Source organism: Pseudomonas sp. NFACC45, assembly GCF_900113505.1.
Taxonomy (GTDB): Bacteria; Pseudomonadota; Gammaproteobacteria; order Pseudomonadales; family Pseudomonadaceae; genus Aquipseudomonas; species Aquipseudomonas tehranensis.
In genome coordinates this window covers 24,613-50,696 of the sequence record NZ_FOPO01000015.1, presented here as the reverse complement: position 1 = coordinate 50,696, position 26,084 = coordinate 24,613, and the positions used below count along the sequence as shown (strand labels likewise).

Annotated in this window: 20 protein-coding genes and 1 pseudogene; 9 read left to right on the top strand and 12 right to left on the bottom strand. The window is 61.6% G+C overall.

What is annotated here, in order from left to right:
- The 3 genes from ybeY to miaB form a co-directional block, all read right to left on the bottom strand.
- Nucleotides 1-459, bottom strand: a complete 459-nt coding sequence (gene ybeY / locus BM132_RS24850; RefSeq protein WP_047229507.1) for an rRNA maturation RNase YbeY — start codon at nucleotides 457-459, stop codon at nucleotides 1-3.
- Nucleotides 452-1,462, bottom strand: a complete 1,011-nt coding sequence (locus BM132_RS24845; RefSeq protein WP_092459429.1) for a PhoH family protein — start codon at nucleotides 1,460-1,462, stop codon at nucleotides 452-454. The genes ybeY and BM132_RS24845 overlap by 8 nt, the downstream gene beginning before the upstream one ends.
- Before the next feature lie 216 nt (nucleotides 1,463-1,678).
- Entirely contained in the window at nucleotides 1,679-3,007 is a 1,329-nt protein-coding gene (gene miaB / locus BM132_RS24835) for a tRNA (N6-isopentenyl adenosine(37)-C2)-methylthiotransferase MiaB (protein ID WP_177193294.1), read from the bottom strand.
- 133 nt (nucleotides 3,008-3,140) lie between these two features.
- Here miaB and BM132_RS24830 point away from each other — a divergent pair, with 133 nt between their 5' ends.
- Nucleotides 3,141-3,470: a DUF1820 family protein gene (locus tag BM132_RS24830; RefSeq protein ID WP_016773045.1), complete on the top strand. Its 330-nt coding sequence runs from the start codon at nucleotides 3,141-3,143 to the stop codon at nucleotides 3,468-3,470.
- Between the two features lie 153 nt (nucleotides 3,471-3,623).
- Here BM132_RS24830 and BM132_RS24825 read toward each other — a convergent pair whose 3' ends face one another.
- The 4 genes from BM132_RS24825 to BM132_RS24810 all read right to left on the bottom strand — a co-directional run bounded on the left by BM132_RS24825 (nucleotide 3,624) and on the right by BM132_RS24810 (nucleotide 7,146).
- Nucleotides 3,624-4,178, bottom strand: coding sequence for a tetratricopeptide repeat protein (locus tag BM132_RS24825; RefSeq protein ID WP_092394551.1), 555 nt, complete (start codon nucleotides 4,176-4,178; stop codon nucleotides 3,624-3,626).
- A 219-nt stretch (nucleotides 4,179-4,397) separates the two neighbouring features.
- Entirely contained in the window at nucleotides 4,398-5,681 is a 1,284-nt protein-coding gene (gene hemL, locus BM132_RS24820; RefSeq protein ID WP_092459425.1) for a glutamate-1-semialdehyde 2,1-aminomutase, read from the bottom strand.
- A gap of 24 nt (nucleotides 5,682-5,705) precedes the next feature.
- Complete coding sequence (thiE, locus tag BM132_RS24815) at nucleotides 5,706-6,332, bottom strand: thiamine phosphate synthase (protein ID WP_092459423.1); 627 nt, start codon at nucleotides 6,330-6,332, stop codon at nucleotides 5,706-5,708.
- 16 nt (nucleotides 6,333-6,348) lie between these two features.
- Nucleotides 6,349-7,146 carry a hydroxymethylpyrimidine/phosphomethylpyrimidine kinase gene (locus BM132_RS24810; RefSeq protein ID WP_092459561.1) on the bottom strand — a complete coding sequence of 266 codons (798 nt, stop codon included), beginning with the start codon at nucleotides 7,144-7,146 and terminating at the stop codon, nucleotides 6,349-6,351.
- Between the two features lie 405 nt (nucleotides 7,147-7,551).
- Here BM132_RS24810 and BM132_RS24805 point away from each other — a divergent pair, with 405 nt between their 5' ends.
- From BM132_RS24805 to BM132_RS24785, 4 genes are all read left to right on the top strand, one after another.
- Nucleotides 7,552-9,936: a hybrid sensor histidine kinase/response regulator gene (locus BM132_RS24805; protein WP_092459421.1), complete on the top strand. Its 2,385-nt coding sequence runs from the start codon at nucleotides 7,552-7,554 to the stop codon at nucleotides 9,934-9,936.
- Nucleotides 9,937-10,010: 74 nt separating this feature from the next.
- A complete protein-coding gene (locus BM132_RS24800; protein ID WP_092459419.1) occupies nucleotides 10,011-11,660 on the top strand; it encodes an acyl-CoA dehydrogenase family protein in 1,650 nt (549 codons plus the stop codon).
- A gap of 717 nt (nucleotides 11,661-12,377) precedes the next feature.
- Nucleotides 12,378-13,877, top strand: coding sequence for an AMP nucleosidase (amn, locus tag BM132_RS24790; protein ID WP_177193293.1), 1,500 nt, complete (start codon nucleotides 12,378-12,380; stop codon nucleotides 13,875-13,877).
- A 158-nt stretch (nucleotides 13,878-14,035) separates the two neighbouring features.
- Nucleotides 14,036-14,602, top strand: a complete 567-nt coding sequence (locus BM132_RS24785; protein ID WP_177218218.1) for a pseudouridine synthase — start codon at nucleotides 14,036-14,038, stop codon at nucleotides 14,600-14,602.
- Here the strand turns inward: BM132_RS24785 and BM132_RS24780 are convergent.
- Both BM132_RS24780 and BM132_RS24775 read right to left on the bottom strand, forming a co-directional pair.
- Complete coding sequence (locus BM132_RS24780) at nucleotides 14,597-14,806, bottom strand: DUF2788 domain-containing protein (RefSeq protein WP_047230243.1); 210 nt, start codon at nucleotides 14,804-14,806, stop codon at nucleotides 14,597-14,599. The two genes, BM132_RS24785 and BM132_RS24780, sit on opposite strands and share 6 nt — an antisense overlap.
- 109 nt (nucleotides 14,807-14,915) lie before the next feature.
- Nucleotides 14,916-16,361 carry a SulP family inorganic anion transporter gene (locus BM132_RS24775; protein ID WP_092459413.1) on the bottom strand — a complete coding sequence of 482 codons (1,446 nt, stop codon included), beginning with the start codon at nucleotides 16,359-16,361 and terminating at the stop codon, nucleotides 14,916-14,918.
- A 414-nt stretch (nucleotides 16,362-16,775) separates the two neighbouring features.
- On the opposite strand from BM132_RS24775, the gene BM132_RS24770 reads away from it, so the two are divergent.
- From BM132_RS24770 to BM132_RS24755, 4 genes are all read left to right on the top strand, one after another.
- The gene (locus BM132_RS24770; RefSeq protein ID WP_092459411.1) at nucleotides 16,776-18,125 is read left to right on the top strand and encodes a GntT/GntP/DsdX family permease; all 1,350 of its coding nucleotides are present in this window, start codon (nucleotides 16,776-16,778) and stop codon (nucleotides 18,123-18,125) included.
- 27 nt (nucleotides 18,126-18,152) lie between these two features.
- A complete protein-coding gene (locus BM132_RS24765; RefSeq protein ID WP_092394525.1) occupies nucleotides 18,153-19,013 on the top strand; it encodes a MurR/RpiR family transcriptional regulator in 861 nt (286 codons plus the stop codon).
- A gap of 1 nt (nucleotide 19,014) precedes the next feature.
- A complete protein-coding gene (locus BM132_RS24760; protein ID WP_092459409.1) occupies nucleotides 19,015-20,487 on the top strand; it encodes an N-acyl-D-amino-acid deacylase family protein in 1,473 nt (490 codons plus the stop codon).
- 135 nt (nucleotides 20,488-20,622) lie between these two features.
- Nucleotides 20,623-20,991: a glyoxalase superfamily protein gene (locus BM132_RS24755; protein WP_092394519.1), complete on the top strand. Its 369-nt coding sequence runs from the start codon at nucleotides 20,623-20,625 to the stop codon at nucleotides 20,989-20,991.
- Between the two features lie 338 nt (nucleotides 20,992-21,329).
- Here BM132_RS24755 and BM132_RS29015 read toward each other — a convergent pair whose 3' ends face one another.
- The 3 genes and pseudogenes from BM132_RS29015 to katG all read right to left on the bottom strand — a co-directional run bounded on the left by BM132_RS29015 (nucleotide 21,330) and on the right by katG (nucleotide 25,881).
- Nucleotides 21,330-22,034 carry a methyl-accepting chemotaxis protein gene (locus BM132_RS29015; RefSeq protein ID WP_371264159.1) on the bottom strand — a complete coding sequence of 235 codons (705 nt, stop codon included), beginning with the start codon at nucleotides 22,032-22,034 and terminating at the stop codon, nucleotides 21,330-21,332.
- 201 nt (nucleotides 22,035-22,235) lie between these two features.
- A pseudogene (locus BM132_RS29010) lies at nucleotides 22,236-23,114 on the bottom strand (methyl-accepting chemotaxis protein); the annotation flags it as partial.
- 502 nt (nucleotides 23,115-23,616) lie between these two features.
- A complete protein-coding gene (katG, locus tag BM132_RS24740) occupies nucleotides 23,617-25,881 on the bottom strand; it encodes a catalase/peroxidase HPI (RefSeq protein WP_092459405.1) in 2,265 nt (754 codons plus the stop codon).
- Nucleotides 25,882-26,084: the final 203 nt, after the last annotated feature.

Here is a 26,084-nt window from a genome sequence, read left to right as displayed (position 1 = left end):
TCAGTGTTCGTCGCCGGCGTAGGGGTCGGGGTGACCCAGCTCTGCAAGCAACGTTCGTTCCAGCGACTCCATTTCCTCGGCTTCGTCATCTTCTATATGGTCGTAACCCAATAGATGCAAGCAGCCGTGAATCACCAGATGGGCCCAGTGGGCCTCAGCGGTCTTGCCTTGTTCGGCCGCTTCGCGCTCCACCACCGGGATGCAGATCACCAGATCGCCCAGCAGCGGAATGTCGAGCAGTTCGTCGGGCACGTCGGCGGGGAACGACAACACATTGGTGGCGTAGTCTTTCTGCCGCCAGGTGTGGTTTAGCTCACGGCCTTCGGGCTCGTCGACCAGGCGGATGGTCAGTTCCGAGTCGGCGCTGCGCTGGCGCAGGGCCAGCTCGCACCATTGGCGTAACTGAGCCTCGCTGGGGGCGGGGCGTTCGCTGGCCAGTTGCAGGTCAAGTTCAAGCATCGTGGCGATTGCCCTTGTCTGCAGTTGCCCGCTCGTCCTGATGATTCTCGAAGCGCTCGTAAGCTTCGACGATGCGCTGCACCAATGGATGGCGCACGACGTCCTTGGGCATGAAATGCGTGAAACTGATGCCCGGAACGTCCTTGAGCACCTGGATCACATGGTTCAACCCGGACTTGGTGCCACGGGGCAGGTCGACCTGGGTGATGTCCCCGGTGATCACCGCAGTGGAGCCGAAGCCGATCCGGGTGAGGAACATTTTCATCTGCTCGACCGTGGTGTTCTGGCTTTCGTCGAGGATGATGAAGCTGTTGTTCAGCGTACGGCCACGCATGTAGGCCAGCGGCGCAACCTCGATGACCTGGCGTTCGATCAGCTTGGCGACGTATTCGAAACCGAGCATTTCGTACAGCGCGTCGTAGAGCGGACGTAGGTACGGGTCGATTTTCTGAGCCAGATCGCCGGGCAGGAATCCGAGTTTTTCCCCCGCTTCAACCGCCGGGCGCACCAGCAGGATGCGGCGCACCTGTTCGCGCTCCAGCGCATCGACGGCGCAGGCCACGGCCAGATAGGTCTTGCCGGTACCGGCCGGACCGATGCCGAAGTTGATGTCGTTACCCAGGATTTCCTTCACGTAGCGCTGCTGATTCAAGCCGCGAGGGCGAATCATGCCTTTTTTCGTGCGCAGGGCCACGGCAGGTTCCGACGGAGCGTGGTTCTCGAGTTCTTCGAGGGCTGACTCCTGCAGGAACAGGTGGACGGTGTCCGGCGACAACTCGCTTCCCTTGGTTTCCCGATAGAGGCGGCGCAGCAGGTTTTCCGCGGAGGTGGTGTGCTTGGGTTCGCCGATCAGTTCGAACTGGTTTCCGCGGTTGCGGATCTCGATGGCCAGGCGCTGTTCGATCAAGCGCAGATGCTCGTCGAATTGCCCGCACAGATTGGCGAAGCGGCGAGCCTCAAAGGGCTCGAGAATGAAACGATGTGGTTCGATGGGTGCGTTCAAGGTCGTTTTTAGCCGCCCTGGGGCAATTAAGATGAAATCAAGGATAACGCCAGTAGGCTGGGTGCGAAAGCTCTTAAACAAGGCAATCTGATCACAGGGTGGCACCAACCCATTGTGGGAGCGAGCCTGCTCGCGATGAGGGCGTCACATTCAACATTGATATTGACTGTCACACCGCTATCGCGAGCAGGCTCGCTCCCACAGGGACTGGCGTGCTTATTGGATCAGCGAGCCGCGCAGGGAGTGCGGTTGCGCGGCGTCGATGTGTACGTCGGCGAACTGGCCGATCAGGGCCGGGGTGTCGCAGCGGAAGTTGACGATGCGGTTGTTTTCGGTCCGTCCTTGCAATTCGCCCGGGTCTTTTTTCGAGTAATCGGTCACCAGAATCCGTTGGACGGAGCCGACCATTTGTCGGCTGATCTCGAAACCTTGCTGGTTCAAGCGATGTTGCAAGGCGTTGAGCCGTTCTTTTTTCACTTCTTCGGGGGTCTCGTCCGCCAGATCGGCCGCCGGGGTGCCGGGGCGCTGGCTGTAGACGAACGAATAGGAAAAATCGAAGCCCACGTCTTCGATCAACTTCATGGTCTGCTGGAAATCTTTCTCGGTTTCGCCGGGGAAGCCGACGATAAAGTCCGAACTGATGCAGATCCCTGGCACCGCCGCCCGCAGTTTGCGCAGCTTGGATTTGTACTCCAGCGCCGTGTGGTTGCGCTTCATGGCTGCCAGGATCCGGTCGGAGCCCGATTGCACCGGCAGGTGCAGATGCTTGACCAGCTCAGGCACTTCGGCGTGGGCCTGGATCAGGCTGTCGGAGAACTCCAGCGGGTGCGACGTGGTGTAGCGGATACGGTCGATGCCCTCCACGGCCGCCACCACGCGGATCAGCTCGGCGAGGTCCGCCAGGCGCCCGTCATGGGTCAGGCCGCGATAACCGTTGACGTTCTGCCCCAGCAGCGTGACTTCGCGCACGCCGTTTTCCGCCAGGTGGATGATCTCGGCGATGACGTCGTCGAACGGGCGGCTGACTTCTTCACCACGGGTATAGGGCACCACACAGAACGTGCAGTACTTGCTGCAACCTTCCATCACCGACACATAGGCGCTCGGGCCGTCGATGCGGGGTTCGGGCAGGTGGTCGAATTTTTCGATTTCCGGGAACGAAACGTCCACTTGCGGCAGTTTGGTGATGCGCGCGGCGTCGATCATCTCCGGCAGACGGTGCAGGGTCTGCGGGCCGAAGACCACGTCGACGTAGGGTGCGCGGTCACGAATGGCGGCGCCTTCCTGGCTGGCCACGCAACCGCCCACGGCGATGACCATTTCCGGGTTGGCCAGTTTCAGTTCACGCCAGCGGCCGAGCTGGGAGTACACCCGGTCCTGGGCGCGCTCGCGGATGGAACAGGTGTTGAGCAGGATCACGTCGGCGTCTTCGGCGCGGGCGGTGACTTCCAGGGCCTGGTGTTCACCCAGCAGATCGACCATGCGCGAGCTGTCGTACTCGTTCATCTGGCAACCGTGGGTTTCGATGTAAAGCTTCTTGGCCATGGACGGAGTCATCACGTGATTCAAAGAACCGCGCATTATAGGGAACAAGTCAGCCGGTTCCTACCGCTGTGCGAGCAGTGGCTATGCTATAGTTCGCGCCCTCATTTTTACCCGCCGATGTGTTTCGCCAGCCATGACCAAACGTGAAGCTCCAATCTACAAGGTGATTTTCCTCAACCAGGGCCAGGTGTTCGAAATGTACGCCAAGCAGATCTATCAAAGTGATCTGTGGGGCTTCCTGGAAGTCGAAGAATTCGTCTTTGGCGAGCGCACGCAAATGGTCGTCGATCCGAGCGAGGAAAAGCTCAAGGCGCAGTTCGAAGGCGTGGTGCGCAGTTTTGTGCCGATGCATTCGATCGTGCGTATCGACGAGGTCGAGCGCCTGGGCACCCCGAAAATCAGCGAAGCCCGCGGCGCGGTCGGTAATGTCATGCCGTTTCCGATGCCGATGCCTGAGAAGTAAGAAATATTTTTGTTGCTGTGCTGGGCCCTGTAGGAGCTGGCGAAGCCTGCGATCTTTTGATCTTGATCTTTCGCTCTCGATTCAATTGGCTGTGGAAAGATCGCAGCCTCGTTGCACTCGACAGCTCCTACAGAGCTCAAGAGGCTGTGCGGTTCAGGGCAGTGGTGAGAAGGGCGTGCGCCCGTCGGCGTTCTGCAATTCCATCAGGTATTTGCGGAAGATCTGCCCCAGCACCTGGGTCGCGACTTCCAGCTCGTCGCGAGGCATCTGTTCGGCGACTTCGTCGGCGGTGTCCAGGGCTTCTTCGGCGCCATTGACCGCTGCCATCTTCAAGACAATGTAGGCCTGCACGTTGTTGGCCGGCACGCCTTCGCCATGGAAGAACATGCCGCCCAGCTTGTATTGCGCCTGGGCATGGCCTTGCAGTGAGGCTTTCTCGAAGTAGCTGAGGGCCAGCTTTAGGTCGCGCGGCGCAGCCTTGCCGGCGTAGTAGAACTCGCCCAACTCGTATTGCGCTTGTGCATCGCCCGCGTCCGCCGCTTTTTGACAGGCGTCGAGTGCCGGTGCGAGATCTTGTGGCTGGGTGTTGAGCGTGCAACGGCCCATCGCCGGGATCAACAACGAGTTGCCGCCTGCTTGTGCGTTCACCAGCAGCGGCTGAAGGAGCAACAGGCAGCCCAGGGCAAGGGTGCGGCCGGTGCGGTTCATGGGAATCGACTTACCTCTGAGGGGCACGCGGACCCTCCGGGGGATCCAATAAGCGCGCATTATGAAATAAGCAGGGCCATCCTTACAAAGTCTTTACTCGTTTTTTCTGCTGCAAGGGAGCGCTATCGACAGCTTCGAGGGGTAATACGTAGGAAAAGGGGTAAGAGGTTGTCGTCAATCACTGACGCCAGCGTCAGCCGGCGTCAGTTATCCACAGGCTTACTTCAACGCGGCGAAGGCCCGCTCAGCGGCGTCGAGGGTGATTTTCAGCTCGGCCTCGCCATGGGCGATGGAGGTAAAGCCGGCTTCGAACGCGCTCGGTGCCAGGTACACGCCACCGTCGAGCATCAGGTGGAAGAAGCGCTTGAAGCGGTCAGCGTCGCTGGCCATCACCTCTTCGAAGGTCACGATGTCATCGGCGCCGCTGAAGTACAGGCCGAACATGCCACCGGCCTGGGTGGTCACGAACGGAATGCCCGCCGCGTCGGCACGAATCTGCAAACCGTCGAGCAGACGGGTGGTGTAGTCGGTCAGCTCGGCGTGAAAGCCCGGGCGGCTGATCAGACGCAGGGTGGTCAGGCCGGCGGCCATGGCCAGCGGATTGCCTGACAACGTACCGGCCTGGTAGACCGGACCCAGCGGCGCGATGCATTCCATGATGGCACGCTTGCCACCGAAGCAACCGACCGGCATGCCGCCGCCGATGATCTTGCCGAAGGTGCTCAGGTCCGGTGTCACGCCGTAATGGGCCTGGGCGCCGCCGAGGGCCACGCGGAAGCCAGTCATTACTTCGTCGAAAATCAACACCACGCCGTGCTGGTCACACAGGCTGCGCAGGCCTTCGAGGAAACCCGGCGCCGGCGGTACGCAGTTCATGTTGCCGGCTACAGGCTCGACGATGATGCAGGCCACTTCCTGGCCGACTTCGCCGAGCATCTTCTCGACCTCTTCGAGGTCGTTGAATGGCAGGGTCAGGGTGTGCTTGGCAAACGCCGCCGGTACGCCGGCCGAACTCGGTACGCCTTGGGTCAGCGCGCCGGAACCGGCCTTGACCAGCAGGCTGTCGGAGTGGCCGTGGTAGCAGCCTTCGAACTTGATGATGCTGTCGCGACCGGTGAAGCCGCGCGCCAGGCGAATCGCACTCATGGTCGCTTCGGTGCCGGAGCTGACCATGCGCACCATTTCCATCGACGGCACGATCGAGCAGACCAGGTCGGCCATCTCGGTTTCCATGGCGGTCGGGGCACCGTAGGACAGGCCATGCTGCAACTGGTTGCGCACTGCTTCCAGCACGTCTGGATGGCTGTGGCCGAGGATCATCGGTCCCCACGAACCGACGTAGTCCACATAGCGCTTGTCATCCTCGTCCGTCACGTACGCGCCTTCGGCATGCTTGAAGAACAACGGGGTGCCGCCCACGCTCTTGAACGCACGAACGGGGGAGTTCACGCCGCCGGGGATATGTTTCTGGGCGTTGGCAAACAGGGTTTCGGAACGGGACATGGTTGGGCTCTCGAAATCGAAAAATTATTTGATCTGCAACAGATCGTTGAAGGCACGGGCGCGACGCGTCACTTCCAGCGGGCTGTCGGCGCCGAACAGGCCATGGACCACGGCCAGCAGGTCGACACCGTGAGCCACCAGCGCGGCGGCGTTGTCCAGGGTGATGCCGCCGATGGCGCACACCGGTATATGCAGTTTGAGCCTGGCCTGGTCGAGCAGTTCAAGGTTTGCGCTGGGTGCGCCGGGCTTGGTGTTGGAGTTGAAGAAGCGTCCGAACGCGACATAGCTGGCGCCTTCGCTGGCCGCCTGTTCGGCCAGCTCCAGGCTGGAGTGACAGGTGGCGCCGATGATTGCATCGCGCCCCAGCAGCGCCCGCACCGGCGCCAGCGGGCCATCGGTCTGGCCCAGGTGAACGCCGACGCCCAGGCGCGCGGCCAGTTCGGCGTCGTCGTTGATGATCAACCGGGTCTTGTAGCGCTCGCACAGATTGCGCAGCGCTTCGGCTTCGCGCAGACGGCGGGCTTCGTCGCTGCTTTTATCACGGTATTGCAGCAGGGTGACGCCACCTTCCAGTGCCGCTTGCACATACGCGAGGAATTTGCCGGCCAGCAGTTGGCTATCGGTGATGGCGTAAAGGCCACGTAGTTTCATTCCACAGCCTCCGGAGCTACGAGCAGAAATCCAGCGGCAGGCGCCGCGGAACGAACTGGCCTTTGCCCAATTGTTCGGCATCGCGCAGGGTGCGCCAAGTGTAATCCAGTGCTGTCTTGACCGCGCTGGCCAGCTGTTCGCCCTGGGCCAACCGTCCGGCCAGGGCGCTGGCCAGGGTGCAGCCGGAGCCGTGGTAGCTGCCGGGCAAGCGCTGGCAGGTGAAGGTTTCGCGGCGACCGTCACGGCTGTACAGGCGATTGTGGACTTCATGTTCGTCGCCGTGACCACCGGTGATCAACAGGTGCTTGACGAAGGGCAGCAGTTTTTCGGCGCACTCATCGGCGCTGCCCTCGGGCAGTTCGGCGAGGATGCGTGCTTCCGGCAGGTTGGGGGTGGCAATGATAGCCAGGGGCAACAGGCGTTCGCGCATGGCGTAGCCGACTTCATCCTTGCCCAATCGTCCGCCGCCGCCGGCACGCAGCACCGGGTCGCAGACCATGGGCAAATGTGGGTGCGCCTGCAGCAGTTCGACCACCGTGTCGACCATTTCCAGTGAGCCGAGCATCCCCAGCTTGACCGCCGCTACCTGCGAATCGTTGAGCACGGCATTGGCTTGCGCCAGCACCCACTCCCGATCGAGCACGCGGAAATCGCTCACGTTAACCGTGTCCTGCACGGTCAACGCGGTAACGGCCGGGGCGGCATGACAACCCTGGGCGAGCAGGGCTTCGATATCTGCCTGCAAACCGGCGCCACCACTGGGATCGTGGCCGGAGAGACAGAGGACAACGGGGCGAGAGCTGTAGATATTCATGGTGCGCGAGCTTACCACCAAACCCCTTGTCGGGGCGCACGATCCTTGTAGGAGCTGTCGAGCGGAGCGAGGCTGCGATCTTTCCATTGCCAATTAAATCGAGAGTGAAAGATCAAGATCAAAAGATCGCAGACTGCGTCAGCTCCTACGGCCAGCGCGAGCAAGCGCCTCGCCACCTTGGCCCGCCAGTTTACCGACCTGACCAAAGCAACAGCTCTAGCTCAATGCTTGGCGCTGGAACGCCCGTTCTAGAGCCCTCTGTAGGAAAAATTTCAATGGTGCAAATTGGCCATCAACGGCTATGCTAGAAATGGATCCAACCAATAACAGGTAATGCCGGTTTTACGTCTACTCAGGGAATGGGGGGCTTCCTGATTCAACCGGACAGGCCACGCTGGGGCTTAAATGCGCTATTTGCTGATGTTGCTGTTGTGCTTGCCCCCTTTGGCAAGCGCCCTCGAATTCGATGAATTCACCCAAAGTCTGCCCTTGGGCCATGCCCTGCAGGTGTTCGAAGACACCCACGGCACGGCCACCATCGATGATGTCCTGGCAGAGGCTGCGCTGGGGCACTTCAAGCCCCATGACAAAGCCACGCTGAACGCGGGTTATTCGCGCTCGGCATTCTGGCTGAAAATAGATCTGCACTACCGCCCCGGCAATCCGGACGCCCAGCGCACCTGGTTGTTGGAACTGGCCTATCCGCCGCTGGACCATCTGGACTTGTATCTGCCTGATAGCGCCGGGGCGTATCGCCTGGTTCGCCAGACCGGCGATGCCTTGCCGTTCGCCAGCCGTGAAATTCGCCAGAACAACTACCTGTTCAGCCTGGACTTCAAACCCGGACAACGTCAGTCCGTGTACCTGCGCCTGCAGAGCCAGGGGTCGATCCAGGCGCCGCTGACGTTGTGGTCGAGCACGGCCTATCTCGAGCAACAACCCGTGCGCTTGTACGTATTGGGCATCATCTATGGCGTACTGCTGGGGATGCTGGTCTACAACCTGTTCATTTATCTGAGCGTGCGGGACACCAGTTACCTTTATTACATCGTTTATATCGCCTCGTTCGGCTTGTATCAGTTGTCGGTCAATGGAGCGGCCGTGGAGTATTTCTGGCCGGACAACCCCTGGTGGGCCAATGCCGCAACACCCTTTTTCATCGGTTGTGCGGGCCTGTTCGGCAGCCAGTTTGCGCGCAGTTTCCTGCAAACCGCACAACACAGTTGCTGGCTTGACCGGCTGCTGCTGGCGCTGATCGTCTACAGCGCAGTAGTAGTGGGCCTGTCGCTGATGACCAGTTACGCCCTGGCCTTGCGCCTGGCGACGGCATTGGCGCTGGTGTTTACCGTGGTGATTTTCGCCGCCGGGCTGTTCGCCTGGTGGCGCGGTCTGCGGGTGGCGCGTTATTTCATCATCGCCTGGTCGGCGTTTCTGCTGGGGGGCGTCGTCAATACGATGATGGTCCTCGGTTATCTGCCGAACGTATTCCTGACCATGTACGCCAGCCAGATCGGCTCGGCCATCGAAGTAGCGCTGTTGTCCCTGGCCCTGGCCGACCGTATCAATGCCATGCGCGAGCAGCAGGCCCAGACCCTGTTCGACGCCGGGCAAAAACTTGAAGTGCTCAACCAGCAATTGGCCCATGGCAACAAACTCAAGGATGAATTCCTCGCCACCTTGACCCATGAGCTGCGCACGCCGATGAATGGCGTGATCGGTTCGCTGGAGTTGATGGAAACCGTCGAAATGAACGAGGAGCTGACCCAGTATCAACAGACCGCCGCAGGTTCTGCGCGGGACATGATGCGCATGGTCAACGGCATCCTCACCCTTACCGAGTTGCAGGCCGGCAAGCTCAAGGCCTACCCGGCGCCGTTCAGCCTGCGCGCGATGGTCGACGCCTTGCAGGTGCAGTTCGGGGCCAATGCGGCGGTCAAGAGCCTGGATTTCAAGGTCGACGTGGCACCCGGTCTGACGGACCGGCTGATCGGTGACAGTGGCAAGCTGGCCCAATGCCTGGAATGCCTGCTGGACAACGCCGTCAAGTTCACCCGCACAGGGGGCTTGGCGCTGCGGGTCAGTGGCAGGCCGTCGGGGCTCGATCGGCTGGTGCTGTCCTTTGCCGTGATCGACACCGGTATCGGTTTCACGGACCTTGGGGAGGCGACCTTGTACCAGCGCTTCTTCCAGCTTGACGGTTCCATGACCCGGGAATACGGCGGCCTGGGTGTGGGTCTAGCGATCTGTCGACAGCTGGTGGAGTTGCTGGGCGGACGCTTGACCCATACCTCCGAACCCGGTCGCGGTAGCCGATTCCAGTTGGATGTCGAGGTGGAAGTGGCCTTGCCCGTGGAGGCGCCGACGCCATTCTCGTTCAGCCCGCGAGAAAGCGCGCGGTTGCCCCAGGACTGCACGGTGTTGCTGGCTGACGACAACAGCATTGATCTGCTGGTGATGCGCGGCATGTTGCTCAAGCTTGGTTACCGGGTGCGTACCGCCGACAGCGGCCGCGCGGCACTGGATATGCTGCAGGGCGAGAGTGTTGACGCGGTGCTGCTCGATTGCCAGTCGCCACCGCTGGACGGGGTGTCGGTCTGCTGTCAGATCCGTACGCTCGCCGGCTGCGAGGATCTGCCGGTGTTTGTGGTCAGTCCCCATCCGAATCACGAGCGCTGCACGTCTGGCGCGTTGACCGATTACCTGAGCAAACCGGTGAAATTCGAGGTGTTGCGCACGATTCTGCAACGACGGGTGCTTTGTCCAAGGCAGGGTGAAAGCGCCGATATTTAGGCGGGTATGACACTTTGTTCGGCTTTGGGGCGGTGCTTAACTGAACCTCTGCTGGCCGACCAAGGAGCCCTGTCATGAACCTGCACCAGTTCGCCGAAACCCACGAGGTCACCAATCAGCCACCGTCCCTGGATGGCGCCAACCTCTATCGCATCGACCTGCCGCTGCAACAGTGGTCGCAGCGTTTCGGTGCGGGCTGGGCGCAAGGGCGGATCGATGCGTATGGGGCGTTGGCCGGTGGGCCGCTGATGGAGGCGGGGTTTCTGGCCAATCAGAACAAGCCGGTTTTTTCCAGCCACGACCGCTACGGTCATCGCATCGATCTGGTGGAATTCCATCCCGCTTATCACCAGTTGATGCGCACCGCCGTCGAGCATGGCCTGCCCAGCCTGCCATGGGCCCACCCGCAACCCGGCGCCCACGTCGCCCGAGCCTCGATGACTTATCTGCACAGCCAGGCTGAAGCCGGCACCGGTTGTCCGCTGACCATGACCTTCGCCAGCATCCCGGCGTTGCGCTTGCAACCGGACCTGGCCGAGCTCTGGGTGCCCAAAGCGCTCGCCACCGAGTACGACTCGCGAAACGTCGGCATGGCCCACAAGGCCGGAATCACCCTTGGCATGGCGATGACTGAAAAGCAGGGCGGCACCGACGTGCGGGCCAACACCACCAAGGCTTATCCGGTGGGCGCCAGCGGTCCGGGGCAGGCCTATGAACTGGTGGGCCACAAGTGGTTCTGCTCGGCGCCGATGTGCGATGCCTTTCTGACCCTGGCCCAGACCGACAAGGGCTTGAGCTGTTTCCTGCTGCCGCGCCATCGCCCGGACGATACGCGCAATCAGTTCTATATCCAGCGGCTGAAGAACAAGCTGGGCAACTGTTCCAACGCCTCCAGCGAAGTCGAATTCCGTGGTGCGCTGGCCTGGATGGTCGGTGAAGAAGGGCGGGGCGTGCCGACGATCATCGAGATGGTCGCCATGACCCGTTTCGATTGCATGGTCGGTTCCAGTGCTCTGATGCGTCAGGCCCTGACCCAGGCCAGCCATCACTGTGCGCACCGCAAGGTCGGTGGCAAGTTGTTGAACGAACAGCCACTGATGCAAAACGTGCTGGCCGACCTGGCGCTGGAAAGCGAAGCCGCCCTGGCCTTGAGCCTGCGCATGGGCCGGGCGCTGGATCACTTGAGTGACGAACACGAGGCCAAGTTCGCGCGGCTGGTGACGGCGGTGGGCAAATACTGGATCTGCAAACGCGCCCCCGCGATGATCAACGAAGCTGCCGAATGCATGGGCGGTGCCGGTTACGTCGAAGACAGCATCCTGCCGCGCCTGTACCGCGAAGCACCGGTGAACTCGACCTGGGAAGGTTCCGGTAATGTGCAGTGCCTGGATGTGTTGCGGGCCCTGTCCAAGGAACCGGGCGTGCTTGAAGTGCTGTTCAACGAACTGGGTGACGGCCACGGCGACAAACGCCTGGCTGCCCACATCGATCGGTTGCAGGCGGCGTTCAAGGATACCGCTGACATCCAGTACCGCGCCCGGCAATTGACTGAAGAGATCGCCATCGGCCTGCAAGCCAAGCTGCTGCTGGAAGCGGGCAACAGCGGCGTCAGCGATGCTTTCATCGCCAGCCGCCTGGGTTCGGCTGGCGGGGCCTACGGCGCCTTGCCCCGAGGCCTGAATGTCGAGGCCATCGTGGCGCGCTCCACCCCCCAGGGTTTCTAAGGAGACTAAGAAACCCCTGTGGGAGCGAGCCTGCTCGCGAAGGCGTCGGCCCATCCAATATCGCGGGTGACTGACACACCGCTATCGCGAGCAGGCTCGCTCCCACGGGGGATTTGCGACGACTGAAGAATCTGCGGCCACAGGAAATCAAGGGTGGGAGCGAGCCTGCTCGCGATGGCGTAGGCACATCCAATATCGCGGGTGACTGACACACCGCTATCGCGAGCAAGCCCGCTCCCACGGGGGATTTGCGACGACTGAAGATTCTGCGGCCACAGGAAATCAAGGGTGGGAGCGAGCCTGCTCGCGAAGGCGTCGGCCCATCCAATATCGCGGGTGACTGACACACCGCTATCGCGAGCAAGCCCGCTCCCACGGGGGATTTGCGACGACTGAAGAATCTGCGGCTGGTGGTGATCAAGGGTGGGAGCGAGCCTGCTCGCGAAGGCGTCGGCCCATCCAATATCGCGGGTGACTGACACACCGCTATCGCGAGCAAGCCCGCTCCCACGGGGGATTTGCGACGACTGAAGAATCTGCGGCTGGTGGTGATCAAGGGTGGGAGCGAGCCTGCTCGCGAAGGCGTCGGCCCATTCAACATCTTTGCTGACTGATACACCGCTTTCGCGAGCAAGCCCGCTCCCACAGGGGATCTGCTGTGAATGATCGACCGCGCCCAATACGCCACTGTTCCCGTCGGACGACGTTGCAGGCAAGATGAAGGCCTGCAAGTCAGAACACAGGAAGCTGATCGTGACCGAAGCGTTTATTGTCGTTCAAACCGCCGAACAAGCCGTGGATCGTCTGGCGGCCCTGCACGAGCGTGCGACCACTGCGCTGAACCAGGCGCTCAAGCGGTACCTCAAGGATCGCATCGAGCCGGATGCCGAACAGCGGGCATTGTTTCGCTATCCCGCCCTGCGCCTGACCTACCACTGCCACGGTGAAGTCCCGCAAACCACCCGCGCCTACGCCAAGGTCCAGTTGCCGGGCACCTACAGTGTCACCGTCACCCATCCGGCTGCGTTCCGTAAATACCTGCTGGAGCAGTTGGTCCCGCTGATGCACGACTTTACCGTCACCGTGGAAGTGGGTGTCAGCGAGCAGAACATCCCGTATCCGTACGTGGTGGAGCAGGGTGATGAACTGGCCGGCTCCGGCGTGACCGCCGCTGTGCTGGCGCGGGTGTTTCCCAGTACCGACCTGTCGGCCGCCACCGATGGCATTGCCGACGGCCTCTACGACTGGGAAAACACCGACCCGCTGCCCTTGGCACTGTTCGACGCCGCGCGCGTGGACTTTTCCCTGCGCCGGCTGGTGCATTACACCGGCAGCGACTGGCGCCATGTGCAGCCCTGGATCCTGCTGACCAACTATCACCGTTATGTTGACCAGTTCATCGTTCATGGCCTGGAACAACTGCGCAGCGACCCGCGTTTTGTGCGCATGGTCCTGCCGGGCAACGTGATCATCGAAAAGGGCATGGACCACGGTGAAGCCTCGGCGATCGCCGCAGGCGTGGTCTGGCACCGCTACCAGATGCCGGCCTATCACCTGCAGGCCAATGACGGCCATGGCGTGACCCTGGTGAACATCGGCGTCGGACCGTCCAACGCCAAGAACATCACCGACCACCTGGCCGTGCTGCGACCTCACTGCTGGCTGATGATCGGTCACTGCGGTGGGCTGCGGCAGTCCCAGACCATCGGCGACTACGTGCTGGCCCACGCTTACATGCGTCGCGATGGCATCCTCGACCGGGTCGTGCCGCCGAATATTCCGATCCCGGCCCTGGCTGAAGTGCAGATGGCTTTGCAACAAGCGGCCGCCAATGTCACCGGTGAAAAGGGCGACGAGCTGAAGAAGCGCCTGCGCACCGGCACTGTGCTGACCTACGACGACCGCAATTGGGAACTGCGCTGGGCCCAGGAGCGTCCGCTGATCAACCTGTCCCGCGCCGTGGCGGTGGACATGGAAAGCGGCACCATCGCCGCTCAGGGGTACCGCTTGCGGGTGCCATACGGCACGTTGCTTTGTGTCTCGGACAAACCGCTGCACAGCGAGATCAAATTGCCGGGCTCGGCCAACGCGTTCTACGAACGGGCGGTCAACCAGCACCTGAAGATCGGCATCGCAGCGCTGGACCTGTTGCGCACCGAACTCAACTCGCTGCACTCGCGCAAGTTGCGCAGCTTCGACGAGCCGCCGTTCCGCTGATCGACTGATGTCCTGTTGATGGGACAGTGGTTATTTAACGGTCGGGCCACTAGCATGGTCGGCCCAGACCGTTAGATGTTGTGTTTGCCATGCCCCGTCCGCCCCGTCCCGCTTCCCGCCGTCCTGGCGCGAAACCTCCCGCATCCGCCCCGCGCCGTGTGGCCAAGGCCGCGCCGGCCGAGCCGCGGCTGATCCTGTTCAACAAACCCTTCGATGTGCTGACGCAGTTCAGTGACGATCAGGGGCGGGCGACGCTCAAGGACTTTATCGACGTGCCCGGCATTTATCCCGCCGGGCGGCTGGATCGCGACAGCGAAGGGTTGCTGCTACTTACCAACGACGGGCAACTGCAGGCCCGCATCGCCGACCCCCGGCACAAACTGGCCAAGACCTATTGGGTGCAAGTAGAAGGTGAGCCCAGTGCCGAGCAATTGCAGCGTCTGTGCGATGGCGTGGAGTTGAACGACGGCATGACCTTGCCCGCACAAGCACGGCAACTGGACGAACCGCAACTATGGCCGCGCAACCCGCCGGTGCGCTTTCGTAAAAGCGTGCCGACCAGTTGGTTGGAACTGGTGATTCGCGAAGGGCGCAACCGTCAGGTACGGCGCATGACCGCCGCGGTGGGCTTGCCGACATTGCGTCTGGTGCGGGTCAGGATCGGCGACTGGACGCTCGAAGGGCTGGATCAGGGCCAGTGGAAGGAAGTGCCGGCGCGTTTATAAGGTGCCGGTCTCGATCAGGCCGATCACCACGCTCTTGATGACGAATGCCGCCACGCCCAGTCCCAGCACGAAAAACAGGATGAACGAGCCGAAACGCCCGGCCTTGGACTTCTTCGCCAGATCCCAGACGATAAAACCCATGAAAATGATCAGGATGCTGACAAGGCCGGTCATCATCCACTCTTCGAAAACCACAGGATCCATCGAAACACTCCGGCGTGGGCGAGGTTGGAAAGGCGGGGCGAGTATACGGCATGGGAAGAGGGCGAAGGATTGGGCTGCGACGGTGTGTCGCAGCTATTCGTCAGTCTTTTCAGTCGTGCTGGACGCCCGCCCGCTTGAGCATCTGTTTGCAGCGTTCGGACAAGTGAAACACCCGCAGGTGCTTGCCGGCCTTGCTATAGCGTTCACGCAGGGTCTTGAGCGCCGCGATGGCCGAATAGTCGACAAAGCTCAAGTGGCGGCAGTCCAGGGTCACCAGGGCCGGATCGTTGGCCGGGTCGAACTGGTTGAGAAACGGCGTGGTCGAGGCGAAGAACAGGGTGCCGTGCAGGCGATAGAGCTTGCTGCCGTCCGCCTCCAGATGCGTGTCGGCGTACAGTTCCCGGGCCTGTTGCCAGGCAAAGTTGAGCGCCGCAATGATAATGCCGCACAGCACCGCGGTCGCCAGATCGGTGAACACCGTGATGGTCGTCACCGCGATGATCACCAACACATCATTGACCGGCACTTTGTTGATCACCCGCAGCGAGGCCCAGGCAAAGGTCTGCTGGGACACCACGAACATCACGCCGACCAGCGCGGCCAACGGGATGCGTTCGATCAACGGCGACAGAAACAACACGAACAGCAGCACCATCACCCCGGCAATCACGCCGGATAACCGGCCGCGGCCGCCCGAACTCAGGTTGATCACGGTCTGGCCGATCATCGCGCAACCGCCCATGCCGCCGAACAGGCCAGAGGCCATGTTGGCTGCGCCCAACGCCACGCACTCGCGGTCCGGGTAGCCGCGGCTCTCGGTGATCTCGTCGGTCAGGTTCAGGGTCAGCAGGGTTTCCAGCAGGCCGACCATCGCCATCACCACCGCATAGGGTGCGATGATCCGCAACGTCTCCAGGTTCCAGGGAATGTCCGGCCAGACAAAAGCCGGCAGGCCGCCGGCGATATGCGCCATGTCACCCAGAGTGCGGGTCGGCAGGCCGAAGAAGTAGACCGCAAGACCAACCCCCAGGATCGCCACCAGGGCCGGCGGAACACTGCGGGTCAGGCGCGGCAACAGGTAGACGATGGCCATGGTCAGCGCCACCAGGCCGATCATCAGGTACAACGGGCCGCCGCTGAGCCAGCTCTCGCCACTCTTGAAGTGTTCCAGTTGCGCCAGCGCGATGATGATCGCCAGACCGTTGACGAAACCGAGCATCACCGGGTGCGGCACCATGCGCACCAGTTTGCCCAGCCGTAACAGCCCGAACGCCATCATGATCAACCCGCCCAGCAGCACAGTGGCCAGCAGGTATTGCACGCCGTGTTGCACCACCAGCGCGACAATCACCACGGCCATTGATCCCGCCGCGCCAGACACCATGCCGGGCCGCCCGCCAAACAGCGCGGTCAGCGTGCAAATGATGAACGCGCCATACAACCCCATCAACGGGTTGAGATGGGCCACCAGGGCGAACGCGATGCATTCGGGCAGCAAGGCAAAAGAAGTGGTGAGGCCGGCGAGGGCGTCGGCGCGAAGACGTGCTGGTTTCATGATTTTCCTGACTGCGCAGCGCTTGAACATCGGCTGCCGTGGGCTCGGTGCAAAAAACAAGGTGGGGATGGTACGGAATTGAGCCCGGTGCGGCCAGCCGTCTGTGGTGAGGGGATTTATCCCCGTTGGGCTGCACCGTAGTCCTAAGGCATTAGGCCCAATCTTGCTGGCGCACCGAGTTGCCTGGTTTGGGGCTGCTGCGCAACCCAGCGGGGATAAATCCCCTCGCCACAAGAGAATGGTTGTGCATGAAAGTCCAGCGCGGGATTTTCATAGCGGCTGCATCGCGATGTCCGTCAGCGACATTTCTTGTCTGTGTACGAAAATTACTTTCAGTGCGTTTGAAGATTATTCCTCGAAATGATTTATGAGTTTCACAAACACAACGTCGTGACCCCATTCGAGGAGTAACGCATGGCATCTGCATTCGGTTATTGGCTGTTGGTCTACGCGGCCATCGCCATCATTGCGCTGATCGTTTTGATCGCCCGATACCGGCTTAATCCGTTCATTGTCATTACCTTGGTGTCCATTGGCCTGGCGCTGCTGGCCGGGATGCCGCCGTCCAGTGTGGTTGGGGCGTACGAGGCGGGCGTGGGCAAGACCCTGGGGCACATCGCGCTGGTGGTGGCCTTGGGCACGATGCTCGGCAAGATGATGGCCGAGTCCGGTGGGGCCGAGCGCATGGCGCAGACGCTGATCGAGCGCTTCGGCGAGCGCAACGCCCATTGGGCCATGGTGTGCATTGCGTTCCTGGTGGGGTTGCCGTTGTTTTTCGAAGTCGGATTCGTGCTGCTGGTGCCCATCGCGTTCACCATTGCCCGGCGCGTGGGCGTGTCGATCCTGATGGTGGGGTTGCCGATGGTCGCCGGGCTCTCGGTGGTGCATGCCCTGGTGCCGCCGCACCCGGCGGCCATGCTGGCGGTGCAGGCGTTCCAGGCCTCGGTGGGGCAGACCTTGCTGTACGCGATCCTGATCGGTATTCCTACCGCGATCATCGCCGGCCCTGTGTACGCCAAGTTCATCGTGCCGCGCATCCAACTGCCGGACGATAACCCGCTGGAGCGACAATTCCTCGACCGCGAGCCCCGGGCCAATCTGCCGGGTTTCGGGATAACCCTGGGGACCATCCTGCTGCCGGTGATGCTGATGTTGATCGGCGGTTGGGCCAACCTGATCTCCGAGCCGGGCAGCGGCTTCAATCAGTTCCTGCTGTTCATCGGCAACTCGGTGATTGCCTTGCTGCTGGCGACCCTTCTCAGCTTCTGGACGCTGGGCCTGGCCCAGGGTTTCAACCGTGAATCGATCCTCAAGTTCACCAACGAATGCCTGGCGCCGACGGCCAGCATCACGTTGCTGGTGGGCGCTGGCGGTGGTTTGAACCGGATTCTGGTGGACGCCGGGGTGACTCAACAAATCGTCGGCCTGGCCGAGGAATTTCAACTATCGCCATTGGTCATGGGCTGGCTGTTCGCCGCCCTGATGCGTGTCGCCACCGGCTCGGCCACGGTGGCGATGACCACGGCGTCGGGCATCGTCGCGCCTGTGGCGATCGGTCTGGGCTATCCCCATCCCGAGCTGTTGGTGCTGGCCACCGGAGCCGGCTCGGTGATTTTTTCCCACGTCAACGACGGCGGCTTCTGGCTGATCAAGGAATACTTCAATATGACCGTCACTCAAACTTTCAAGACCTGGACCGTACTCGAAACGCTGATCTCCCTGGTTGCGTTCGGCCTGACCCTAGGACTCGCGCGCTTGCTTTAATCGCAGCGCTCCCACACAGGTGCCGTCATGGACATCCTTTACCAGATTCGCTCCCGTCAGGATTCCTTCAGCGCCGGCGAAGGAAGAATCGCCCGGCTGATGCTCGACGACGTTGGATTCGCCGCCTCGGCCAGTCTGGATGAACTGGCCCAGCGCGCCGAAGTGAGCAGCGCCACGCTGTCACGGTTTGCCCGTACCGTTGGCTGCCGCGACCTGCGGGACTTGCGCCTGCAACTGGCCCAGGCCAGTGGCGTCGGCAGCCGGTTTCTCGACCCCGCCGGCGCGCCCGAGCAATCGGCGTTTTATGGGCAGATCGTCGGCGATATCGAGACGACCCTGCGTCAGCACCTGTCGGCATTCGAAGAGTCTCGGTTCGGCGACGCCGTGCGGATGCTCGGCAAGGCGCGGATGATTCATGCGTTCGGGCTCGGCGGTTGGTCGGCGCTGTGCGGCGAGGAATTGCAGGTCCGGCTGGTGCGTTTTGGCTACTCGATTGCCGCCTGCCGGGATCCGGTGATGATGCGCATCACCGCCACCTCATTGAGCCAGGAGCATTTGGTCATCGCCTGTTCACTCACCGGCATCACCCCGGAACTGCTCGGCGCGGTTGAACTGGCGCGCAGTTATGGTGCGGCAATCCTGGCCATCACCCGCGCCGACTCACCGTTGGCCCGACTGGCCGATGTGGTGTTGCCCCTGCAAGGCGCCGAGACCTCGTTCATTTATAAGCCCACGGCGGCGCGCTACGGCATGCTGCTGGCCATCGATGTACTCGCCACCGAGTTGGCGCTGGCCCACCCTGAAGACAATCAAGAACGCCTGCGGCGAGTCAAACTCGCCCTGGATGATTACCGCGGCGGCGACGATCACTTGCCGCTGGGAGACTGAGATGCTGTACGACACGCTTATCCGCAACGCACTGGTCATCGATGGCAGCAACACCCCCGGTTACAGCGCCGACGTGGCGATCCGCGCCGGTCGCATCGAGCGCATCGGCGACTTGAGCGATACCCGGGCGCTTGAAGAAATAGACGCCGCCGGCCGTGTGCTGGCGCCAGGGTTCATCGATGTGCACACCCACGACGACACGGTGGTCATTCGTCAGCCGCAGATGCTGCCCAAGCTCAGCCAGGGCGTGACCACGGTGATCGTCGGCAATTGCGGCATCAGCGCTTCGCCGGTGAGCCTGCGAGGTGAGCCGCCGGACCCGATGAACTTGCTCGGCACCGCCCAAGCGTTCGTTTATCCGAGTTTCGATGATTATCGTTCGGCGGTGGAGGCGGCCACGCCGGCGGTGAACGTGGCGGCGCTGGTGGGGCACACGGCGCTGCGCAGCAACCACATGGACGATTTGTTGCGCACAGCCAGCGTGGGAGAAATCGCCGCCATGCGTCAGCAACTGCGCGAAAGCCTGGAGGCCGGCGCACTGGGGTTGTCCACGGGCCTGGCCTACGCCAACGCCTTTTCGGCCTCCACCGACGAAGTCATGCAACTGACTCAAGAGCTGAGCGCATTCGGTGCGGTCTACACCACCCATCTGCGCAGCGAATTCGAACCGGTGCTCGAGGCCATGGACGAGGCGTTCCAGATCGGCCGTCATGCCCGGAGTCCGGTGATCATTTCTCACCTCAAATGTGCGGGTGCCGGTAATTGGGGGCGCAGTCCGCAGGTGCTCGCGGCGTTGGAGAACGCGGCGAAAACCCATCCGGTCGGTTGTGACTGCTATCCCTATGCGGCCAGCTCCTCGACCCTGGATCTCAAGCAGGTGACCGATGCCCATCGCATCACCATCACTTGGTCGACGCCTCATCCACACATGGGCGGGCGCGACCTGGCTGACATCGCCGTCGAATGGGACGTATCACTGCTGGATGCAGCGCGCCGCCTGCAACCGGCCGGCGCGGTGTACTACGGCATGGACGAAGGCGACGTACGACGAATCCTCGCCCACCCGTTGTCCATGGTCGGCTCCGACGGTTTGCCGGAGGATCCGTTTCCGCATCCACGCCTGTGGGGTGCTTTCCCGCGGGTACTGGGGCATTTCAGTCGTGACGTGGGGCTTTTTCCGTTGCACACCGCCGTGCACAAAATGACCGGCCTGTCGGCGGCGCGCTTCGGCCTGAAGGACCGTGGTGAAGTCAGTGAAGGGTATTGGGCGGATCTGGTGTTGTTCAATCCTCATACCATCAGGGACGTCGCCGATTTCAACGAACCACAACGGGCCGCCGAAGGTATCGATGGGGTCTGGGTCAATGGCGTCTTGAGCTTCAGCCAGGGCCGGGCGAACGGGCGCAGGCAAGGACGGTTTCTGGCACGAGAAGGGGATTTGCGCCTCGGATTCAGTTCGTCACGCGAAGCTTGAGAGGTGCAAACCAATTGCAGTTATCCGTGATCGTCCTCTCAGTAGTGGCATTGCGATATTAAAGAAGCCGCCGCCAAAGCCGAAGCAATGGGGTCAACCCATCTAAACTGGGTCTTTTCAGCCAGGGAGTTACCCATGAGCTTCGGTAAAACCACCCCGATCCTGCGGATCTTCGATGAAACCAAGGCATTGGCGTTTTATGTCGACTTCCTGGGGTTTACCCTCGACTGGCAACATCGCTTCGGTGACGATTTTCCGTTGTACCTGCAAGTGTCCCGTGGCGATTGCGTGTTGCACTTGTCCGAGCACCATGGCGACTGCACACCCGGCTCGGCGCTGCGGATAGAAACCGATGAACTGGAAGCTTTCCAGGCGCAACTGCTGGCCAAGCAATACCCCTTCGCCCGCCCTCAGATTCAGGCCATGCCGTGGGGCAGCCAGGACATGACGGTGGTCGATCCGTTTGGGAATCGGTTGGTGTTTACCAATGCGATCAGTGTGTAACAGGTAGGGCTGGGTGATAAAACGTCATGTTAGTCTCGTTCGTTCAAACCGACAGAGTAGGAGATCGTACGCATGACTCATCATCCAGACTCTCGAGAGCGCTTGGACAATGCTAAGACCGACGTGGAGCGCTCCAAAGCGGACACTCAGTCAGTTGTGACCGAAAATTCGGGCGTAATTGATAGCGCCTCAGGATTGGGTACACGGATCCAAGAACGGTTCCGGGACATTGGTGGGGTTGAGCTGGATTTGCCGATTCGATAAACGGTGACAGGACTCTGCTGCTCAAGCTTGAGCTGTCCGCCGGCCACCTAAAGGAGGCCGGCGGATGCACTTCATCAAACCCGGAAGTGACTCACCATCATCTGCAACTGATTACCCAAGCGGGCCAGTTCAACACTGGACGCGGCGGTTTCTTCGCTGGCGGCGGCGGTCTGTTCGGACACGTCGCGCACGTTGATGATGCTGCGGCTGATCTCCTCGGCCACGGCGCTTTGCTCTTCAGCGGCTGCGGCGATCTGCTGGTTCATCGACTGGATGTTCGACACCGTGCGGGTGATGTTTTCCAGTGATACGCCGGCTTTGCGGGTCAGGGCCACGCTGCTGTCGGTGAGGCTGCGGCTGTTGTTCATCACGGCGGCCACTTGCTGGGTGCCGTTCTGCAGGCCGGCCACCAGGCCTTCGATTTCCTCGGTGGACTTTTGCGTGCGCTGGGCCAGGCCACGGACTTCGTCGGCAACCACCGCGAAACCACGACCGGCTTCACCGGCGCGCGCCGCTTCGATCGCCGCGTTCAGGGCCAGCAGGTTGGTTTGTTCGGCCACGGCCTTGATCACGTCCATGACACTGCCGATCTTGTCGCTTTCCTGTTGCAGCACGGTCATGGCGTCGGTGGAGCGCTCCACTTCACTGGCCAGGCGTTCGATCTGGGCGATGGCCTCGTTGACCACCTGGTCGCCGGCACGGGCTTCACCGTCTGCGGCGGCGGCTGCCTGGGACGCTTCTTCGGCGTTGCGGGCAACTTCCTGCACCGTGGCGGTCATCTCGTGCATGGCGGTCGCCACCTGATCGGTCTCGACTTTCTGGCTGTTGACTCCGGCGCTGGTCTGCTCGGTCACTGCGGACAATTGTTCGGCGGCGCTGGCGATCTGGGTCACGCCATCACGGATGCCGCTGATCAGGTCGCGCAGGGTCACGCCCATGCGCGCAATGCCCTGTTGCAGCACGCCCAGCTCATCACGACGGGTGACAATCGGGGTGTGCGACAGGTCGCCACCGGCAATGCGTTCGACCACGGCCAGGGTTTCACGCAGTGGTCGGGTGATCTGGCGAGTGATGACCACGGCCGCAATGATGCCTACCAGCAATGCCAACAAAGTGCTGACCAGTTGCAGGGTGCGGGCCTGGGCGCTTTCGGCATCGCGACGGTCGAGCTGGATCTGATACAGCTGCTCGCTCAGGGAGACGATGGTCGTGCCCTGGTCGGTCATTTCCTTGCGGGCCTGCGCCGCCTCGGCAATGGCCAGGGTGAAAGCCTGGACGGAGCTGCGGTATTGAGTCAGGGCAGCTTCGAGCTGACGCAGCTCACCTTGCCGGGTGCTGGCGAAATACGCATTCAGCGGTTGAAGCGAAGCGAGGGTGGCGTCCAGTTGGGCGACGGCCTTGCGTTCGTTTTCGGGGTTGCTGTTGGCGGTGTAGCCGCGTACTTCATAGCGGGCCAACATGAACGCCTGCTTGGCCTCGGTGATGGCCTGGTATTGTTCGAAGCGCTGGTCGCTCAAGGGCGTTTGCTGCACGTCGGTGTTGAGCGTCTCGATCAGTTGATAGGCGATCCCGGCGTTGGCTGTCATCGCATCACGGGCGGTGTTCCCGGTGCGGTAGGCGTTGCGCATTTTGTTCAGGGACACCTGATAGGCGCTGATGGTCGCGCTCTGCTCCTTGAGCAGCTTGACGTTTTCCGGGCTCTTGAAGCTGCTGAGCAGCGCGTTCTGTTGCGCGACGAAACCATCGAGGGTGGTTTGCACATTCTGTGCGGCGGTCTCGTCGCCGTTGGTCAGCATGTATTGCAGGCGCACGACCCGAAGCTTGGTCAGGCCGGCATTGAGCTTGGTGATGTCGCTCATCCAGTTGCTGCGGTCGATCAGCCCTCCCAGGCTGGTCCAACTGGTCAGTGCCAGGATGCAGGTCAGTACCAGCACCAGGCCAAAGCCCAGGCCCAGTTTCATGTTGACGCTAATATTGCCAAACCAGCTATTCATCAAATTCCTCCAGGAACGTTGTGCTGCTTGATTGTCGGTACGCTGGAAGATTGTTGTTTTTGAGCCAGCTAAAACGTGTAACAGGGCTGTATCGGCTGCCGGCGCTGGATCTGAAAGGATTATTTTCGGGTGTCAGGCATTGCTGAAGATTTTGCTGTGCGCCTCAGGGTTTTCCTGAATTTCAGGCAAAAAAAAGCCCGCGGGAGGGCGGGCTAAAACCTTAGTTTCTTGAATGAGCGAGGGGACTTTACCCAATCCCACCAACGCGTTGGGTGAAGAAAAGTTCATGGGGGACGAGTTGCAATGAGCAGAGAACGAAGCCCTCAACCTGGATCAGGTTGAGGGCTTGTCTGCGAACCTGACAGCCTCACCTCAGATCAAACCGATCCAGGTTCATCACCTTGACCCACGCCGCGATGAAGTCGTTGACGAACTGCTCCTGCGCGTCCGAGCTGGCATAGACTTCGGCCAGGGCCCGCAGTTGAGCGTTGGAGCCGAAGACCAGATCGACCCGCGTGCCGGTCCATTTGACTTGACCGGTCTTGCGGTCACGGGCTTCGAACGTCTGCTGGTCGTCTGAGAGCGGTTTCCATTCCACGCCCATGTCGAGCAGGTTGACGAAGAAGTCGTTGGTCAGCGCCCCAGGCCGTTGGGTGAAAACCCCATGTTGAGTGTGGCCGACGTTGGTATCGAGCACGCGCAGGCCGCCGATCAATGCGGTCATTTCCGGGGCGCTGAGGGTCAGCAGTTGCGCCTTGTCGATCAGCAGTGCCTCGGCGGGTACGCGGTATCTGCCCTTGAGGTAGTTGCGAAAACCATCGGCGATGGGTTCAAGAAAGCCGAACGACTCGACGTCGGTCTGCTCCTGGCTGGCGTCCATACGCCCTGGCGAGAACGGCACCGTCACGCTGAGTCCGGCATTTTTCGCCGCCTGTTCAATGCCGGCGCTGCCTGCCAGCACGATCAGGTCGGCCAGGGAGATTTTCTTGCCGCCGGACTGGGCCCCGTTGAACTCGCTGCGGACCTTTTCCAGAGTCGCCAGCACTTGCGTCAATTGTTCCGGCTGGTTGGCCGGCCAATCTTTTTGCGGGGCCAGGCGCAGCCGTCCGCCGTTGGCACCGCCACGTTTGTCGGAACCGCGGAAGCTGGACGCAGCCGCCCACGCCGTAGACACAAGCTGTGGCACCGACAGCCCCGAGGCCAGCAGTTTGTCCTTGAGGGACGCAATGTCACTGTCGTTGACCAGTGCGTGGTCGACCGCCGGGATGGGGTCTTGCCAGAGCAACTCTTCGTTGGGCAGTTCCGGGCCGAGGTAGCGCGAGAGTGGGCCCATGTCGCGGTGGATCAACTTGAACCAGGCGCGGGCGAAGGCGTCGGCCAATTGGTCCGGGTTCTCCAGGAAACGCCGGGAGATTTTTTCGTAGATCGGGTCGAAGCGCAGCGCCAGGTCGGTGGTCAGCATCGTTGGGTTGCGGCGCTTGGACGGATCATGGGCGTCCGGGATGATGCCGGCGCCAGCACCGTTTTTCGGTGTCCACTGGTGTGCACCGGCCGGGCTCTTGGTCAGTTCCCACTCGAAACCGAACAGGTTCTCCAGATAATTGTTGCTCCAGCGGGTGGGCGTGGTGGTCCAGGTCACTTCCAGGCCACTGGTGATGGTATCGGGGCCTTTGCCGGTGCCAAATGCGTTCTTCCAGCCCAGGCCCTGTTGCTCCAGGCCGGCGGCTTCTGGCTCGGCACCGACATTGTCCGCAGGCCCGGCACCGTGGGTCTTGCCGAAGGCGTGGCCGCCAGCGATCAGGGCCACGGTTTCTTCATCGTTCATTGCCATGCGGCCAAAGGTTTCGCGGATGTCCAGCCCGGCGGCGACCGGGTCCGGTTGACCCTCGGGACCTTCCGGGTTGACGTAGATCAGGCCCATCTGCACGGCGGCCAGCGGGTTCTCCAGATTGCGCCCCAGGTCGGTACGGCTTTCTTCATTGCCAGGTTCGGCCACCAGTTGGCCGTCGCCGGGATCTTGCATCGCGGCCTTATCCGGTTTGCCGTAGCGGGTGTCTCCGCCGAGCCATTTGTTTTCGGAACCCCAATAGACGTCTTCGTCCGGCTCCCAGACGTCGGCACGGCCGCCGGAAAAGCCGAAGGTCTTGAAGCCCATGGATTCCAGCGCGACGTTGCCGGTTAGCACGATCAGGTCGGCCCAGGAGATGTTGCGACCGTACTTCTGTTTGATCGGCCATAGCAGGCGACGGGCCTTGTCTAGGCTGACGTTGTCCGGCCAGCTGTTGAGCGGCGCAAAACGTTGTTGGCCGGAGCCCGCGCCACCGCGCCCGTCACCGGTGCGGTAGGTGCCGGCGCTGTGCCAGGCCATGCGCACAAAGAGCGGCCCGTAGTGCCCAAAGTCCGCCGGCCACCAGTCCTGGGAGTCGGTCATCAGCGCATTCAGGTCATTTTTCAGGGCCTGGAAATCCAGGCTTTTGAACGCTTGGGCGTAATTGAAATCCTCGCCCATGGGGTCGGACAGCGGTGAGTGCTGGTGCAGGATTTTCAGATTCAGTTGGTTGGGCCACCAATCACGGTTGGTGGTGCCACCACCGGCAGCATGATTGAACGGGCATTTCGATTCGTTTGCCATGAGGAGCTACCTTGGTCGTGTTCATCCAGCTATCGAGCCCGGCCGGGCGCTATAGCGACAGGTGAAAATCACTACGTAGATGCAGGGCTCACAGTTCGCACATTGATCGTTCGGCCTTCCGGCAATCGACGTCGATTACCCGCATCGTGGCCCACGGCAAGCCCAGTACGTTTCGAACGCTTTCGTATCTCTTGTCAGGTCTG

Bases quoted from the DNA above. Each gene is read 5' to 3' on its own strand.
- BM132_RS24755 (WP_092394519.1), top strand. From the start codon at position 20,623: ATGAGCTTCGGTAAAACCACCCCGATCCTGCGGATCTTCGATGAAACC.
- katG (WP_092459405.1), bottom strand. From the start codon at position 25,881: ATGGCAAACGAATCGAAATGCCCGTTCAATCATGCTGCCGGTGGTGGC.
- amn (WP_177193293.1), top strand. From the start codon at position 12,378: ATGAAGGCCTGCAAGTCAGAACACAGGAAGCTGATCGTGACCGAAGCG.
- BM132_RS24770 (WP_092459411.1), top strand. From the start codon at position 16,776: ATGGCATCTGCATTCGGTTATTGGCTGTTGGTCTACGCGGCCATCGCC.
- hemL (WP_092459425.1), bottom strand. From the start codon at position 5,681: ATGTCCCGTTCCGAAACCCTGTTTGCCAACGCCCAGAAACATATCCCC.
- thiE (WP_092459423.1), bottom strand. From the start codon at position 6,332: ATGAAACTACGTGGCCTTTACGCCATCACCGATAGCCAACTGCTGGCC.
- BM132_RS24805 (WP_092459421.1), top strand. From the start codon at position 7,552: ATGCGCTATTTGCTGATGTTGCTGTTGTGCTTGCCCCCTTTGGCAAGC.
- BM132_RS24775 (WP_092459413.1), bottom strand. From the start codon at position 16,361: ATGAAACCAGCACGTCTTCGCGCCGACGCCCTCGCCGGCCTCACCACT.
- BM132_RS29015 (WP_371264159.1), bottom strand. From the start codon at position 22,034: ATGACCGCCACGGTGCAGGAAGTTGCCCGCAACGCCGAAGAAGCGTCC.
- BM132_RS24780 (WP_047230243.1), bottom strand. From the start codon at position 14,806: ATGGATCCTGTGGTTTTCGAAGAGTGGATGATGACCGGCCTTGTCAGC.
- BM132_RS24830 (WP_016773045.1), top strand. From the start codon at position 3,141: ATGACCAAACGTGAAGCTCCAATCTACAAGGTGATTTTCCTCAACCAG.
- miaB (WP_177193294.1), bottom strand. From the start codon at position 3,007: ATGGCCAAGAAGCTTTACATCGAAACCCACGGTTGCCAGATGAACGAG.
- BM132_RS24760 (WP_092459409.1), top strand. From the start codon at position 19,015: ATGCTGTACGACACGCTTATCCGCAACGCACTGGTCATCGATGGCAGC.
- BM132_RS24810 (WP_092459561.1), bottom strand. From the start codon at position 7,146: ATGAATATCTACAGCTCTCGCCCCGTTGTCCTCTGTCTCTCCGGCCAC.
- BM132_RS24800 (WP_092459419.1), top strand. From the start codon at position 10,011: ATGAACCTGCACCAGTTCGCCGAAACCCACGAGGTCACCAATCAGCCA.
- BM132_RS24825 (WP_092394551.1), bottom strand. From the start codon at position 4,178: ATGAACCGCACCGGCCGCACCCTTGCCCTGGGCTGCCTGTTGCTCCTT.
- ybeY (WP_047229507.1), bottom strand. From the start codon at position 459: ATGCTTGAACTTGACCTGCAACTGGCCAGCGAACGCCCCGCCCCCAGC.
- BM132_RS24765 (WP_092394525.1), top strand. From the start codon at position 18,153: ATGGACATCCTTTACCAGATTCGCTCCCGTCAGGATTCCTTCAGCGCC.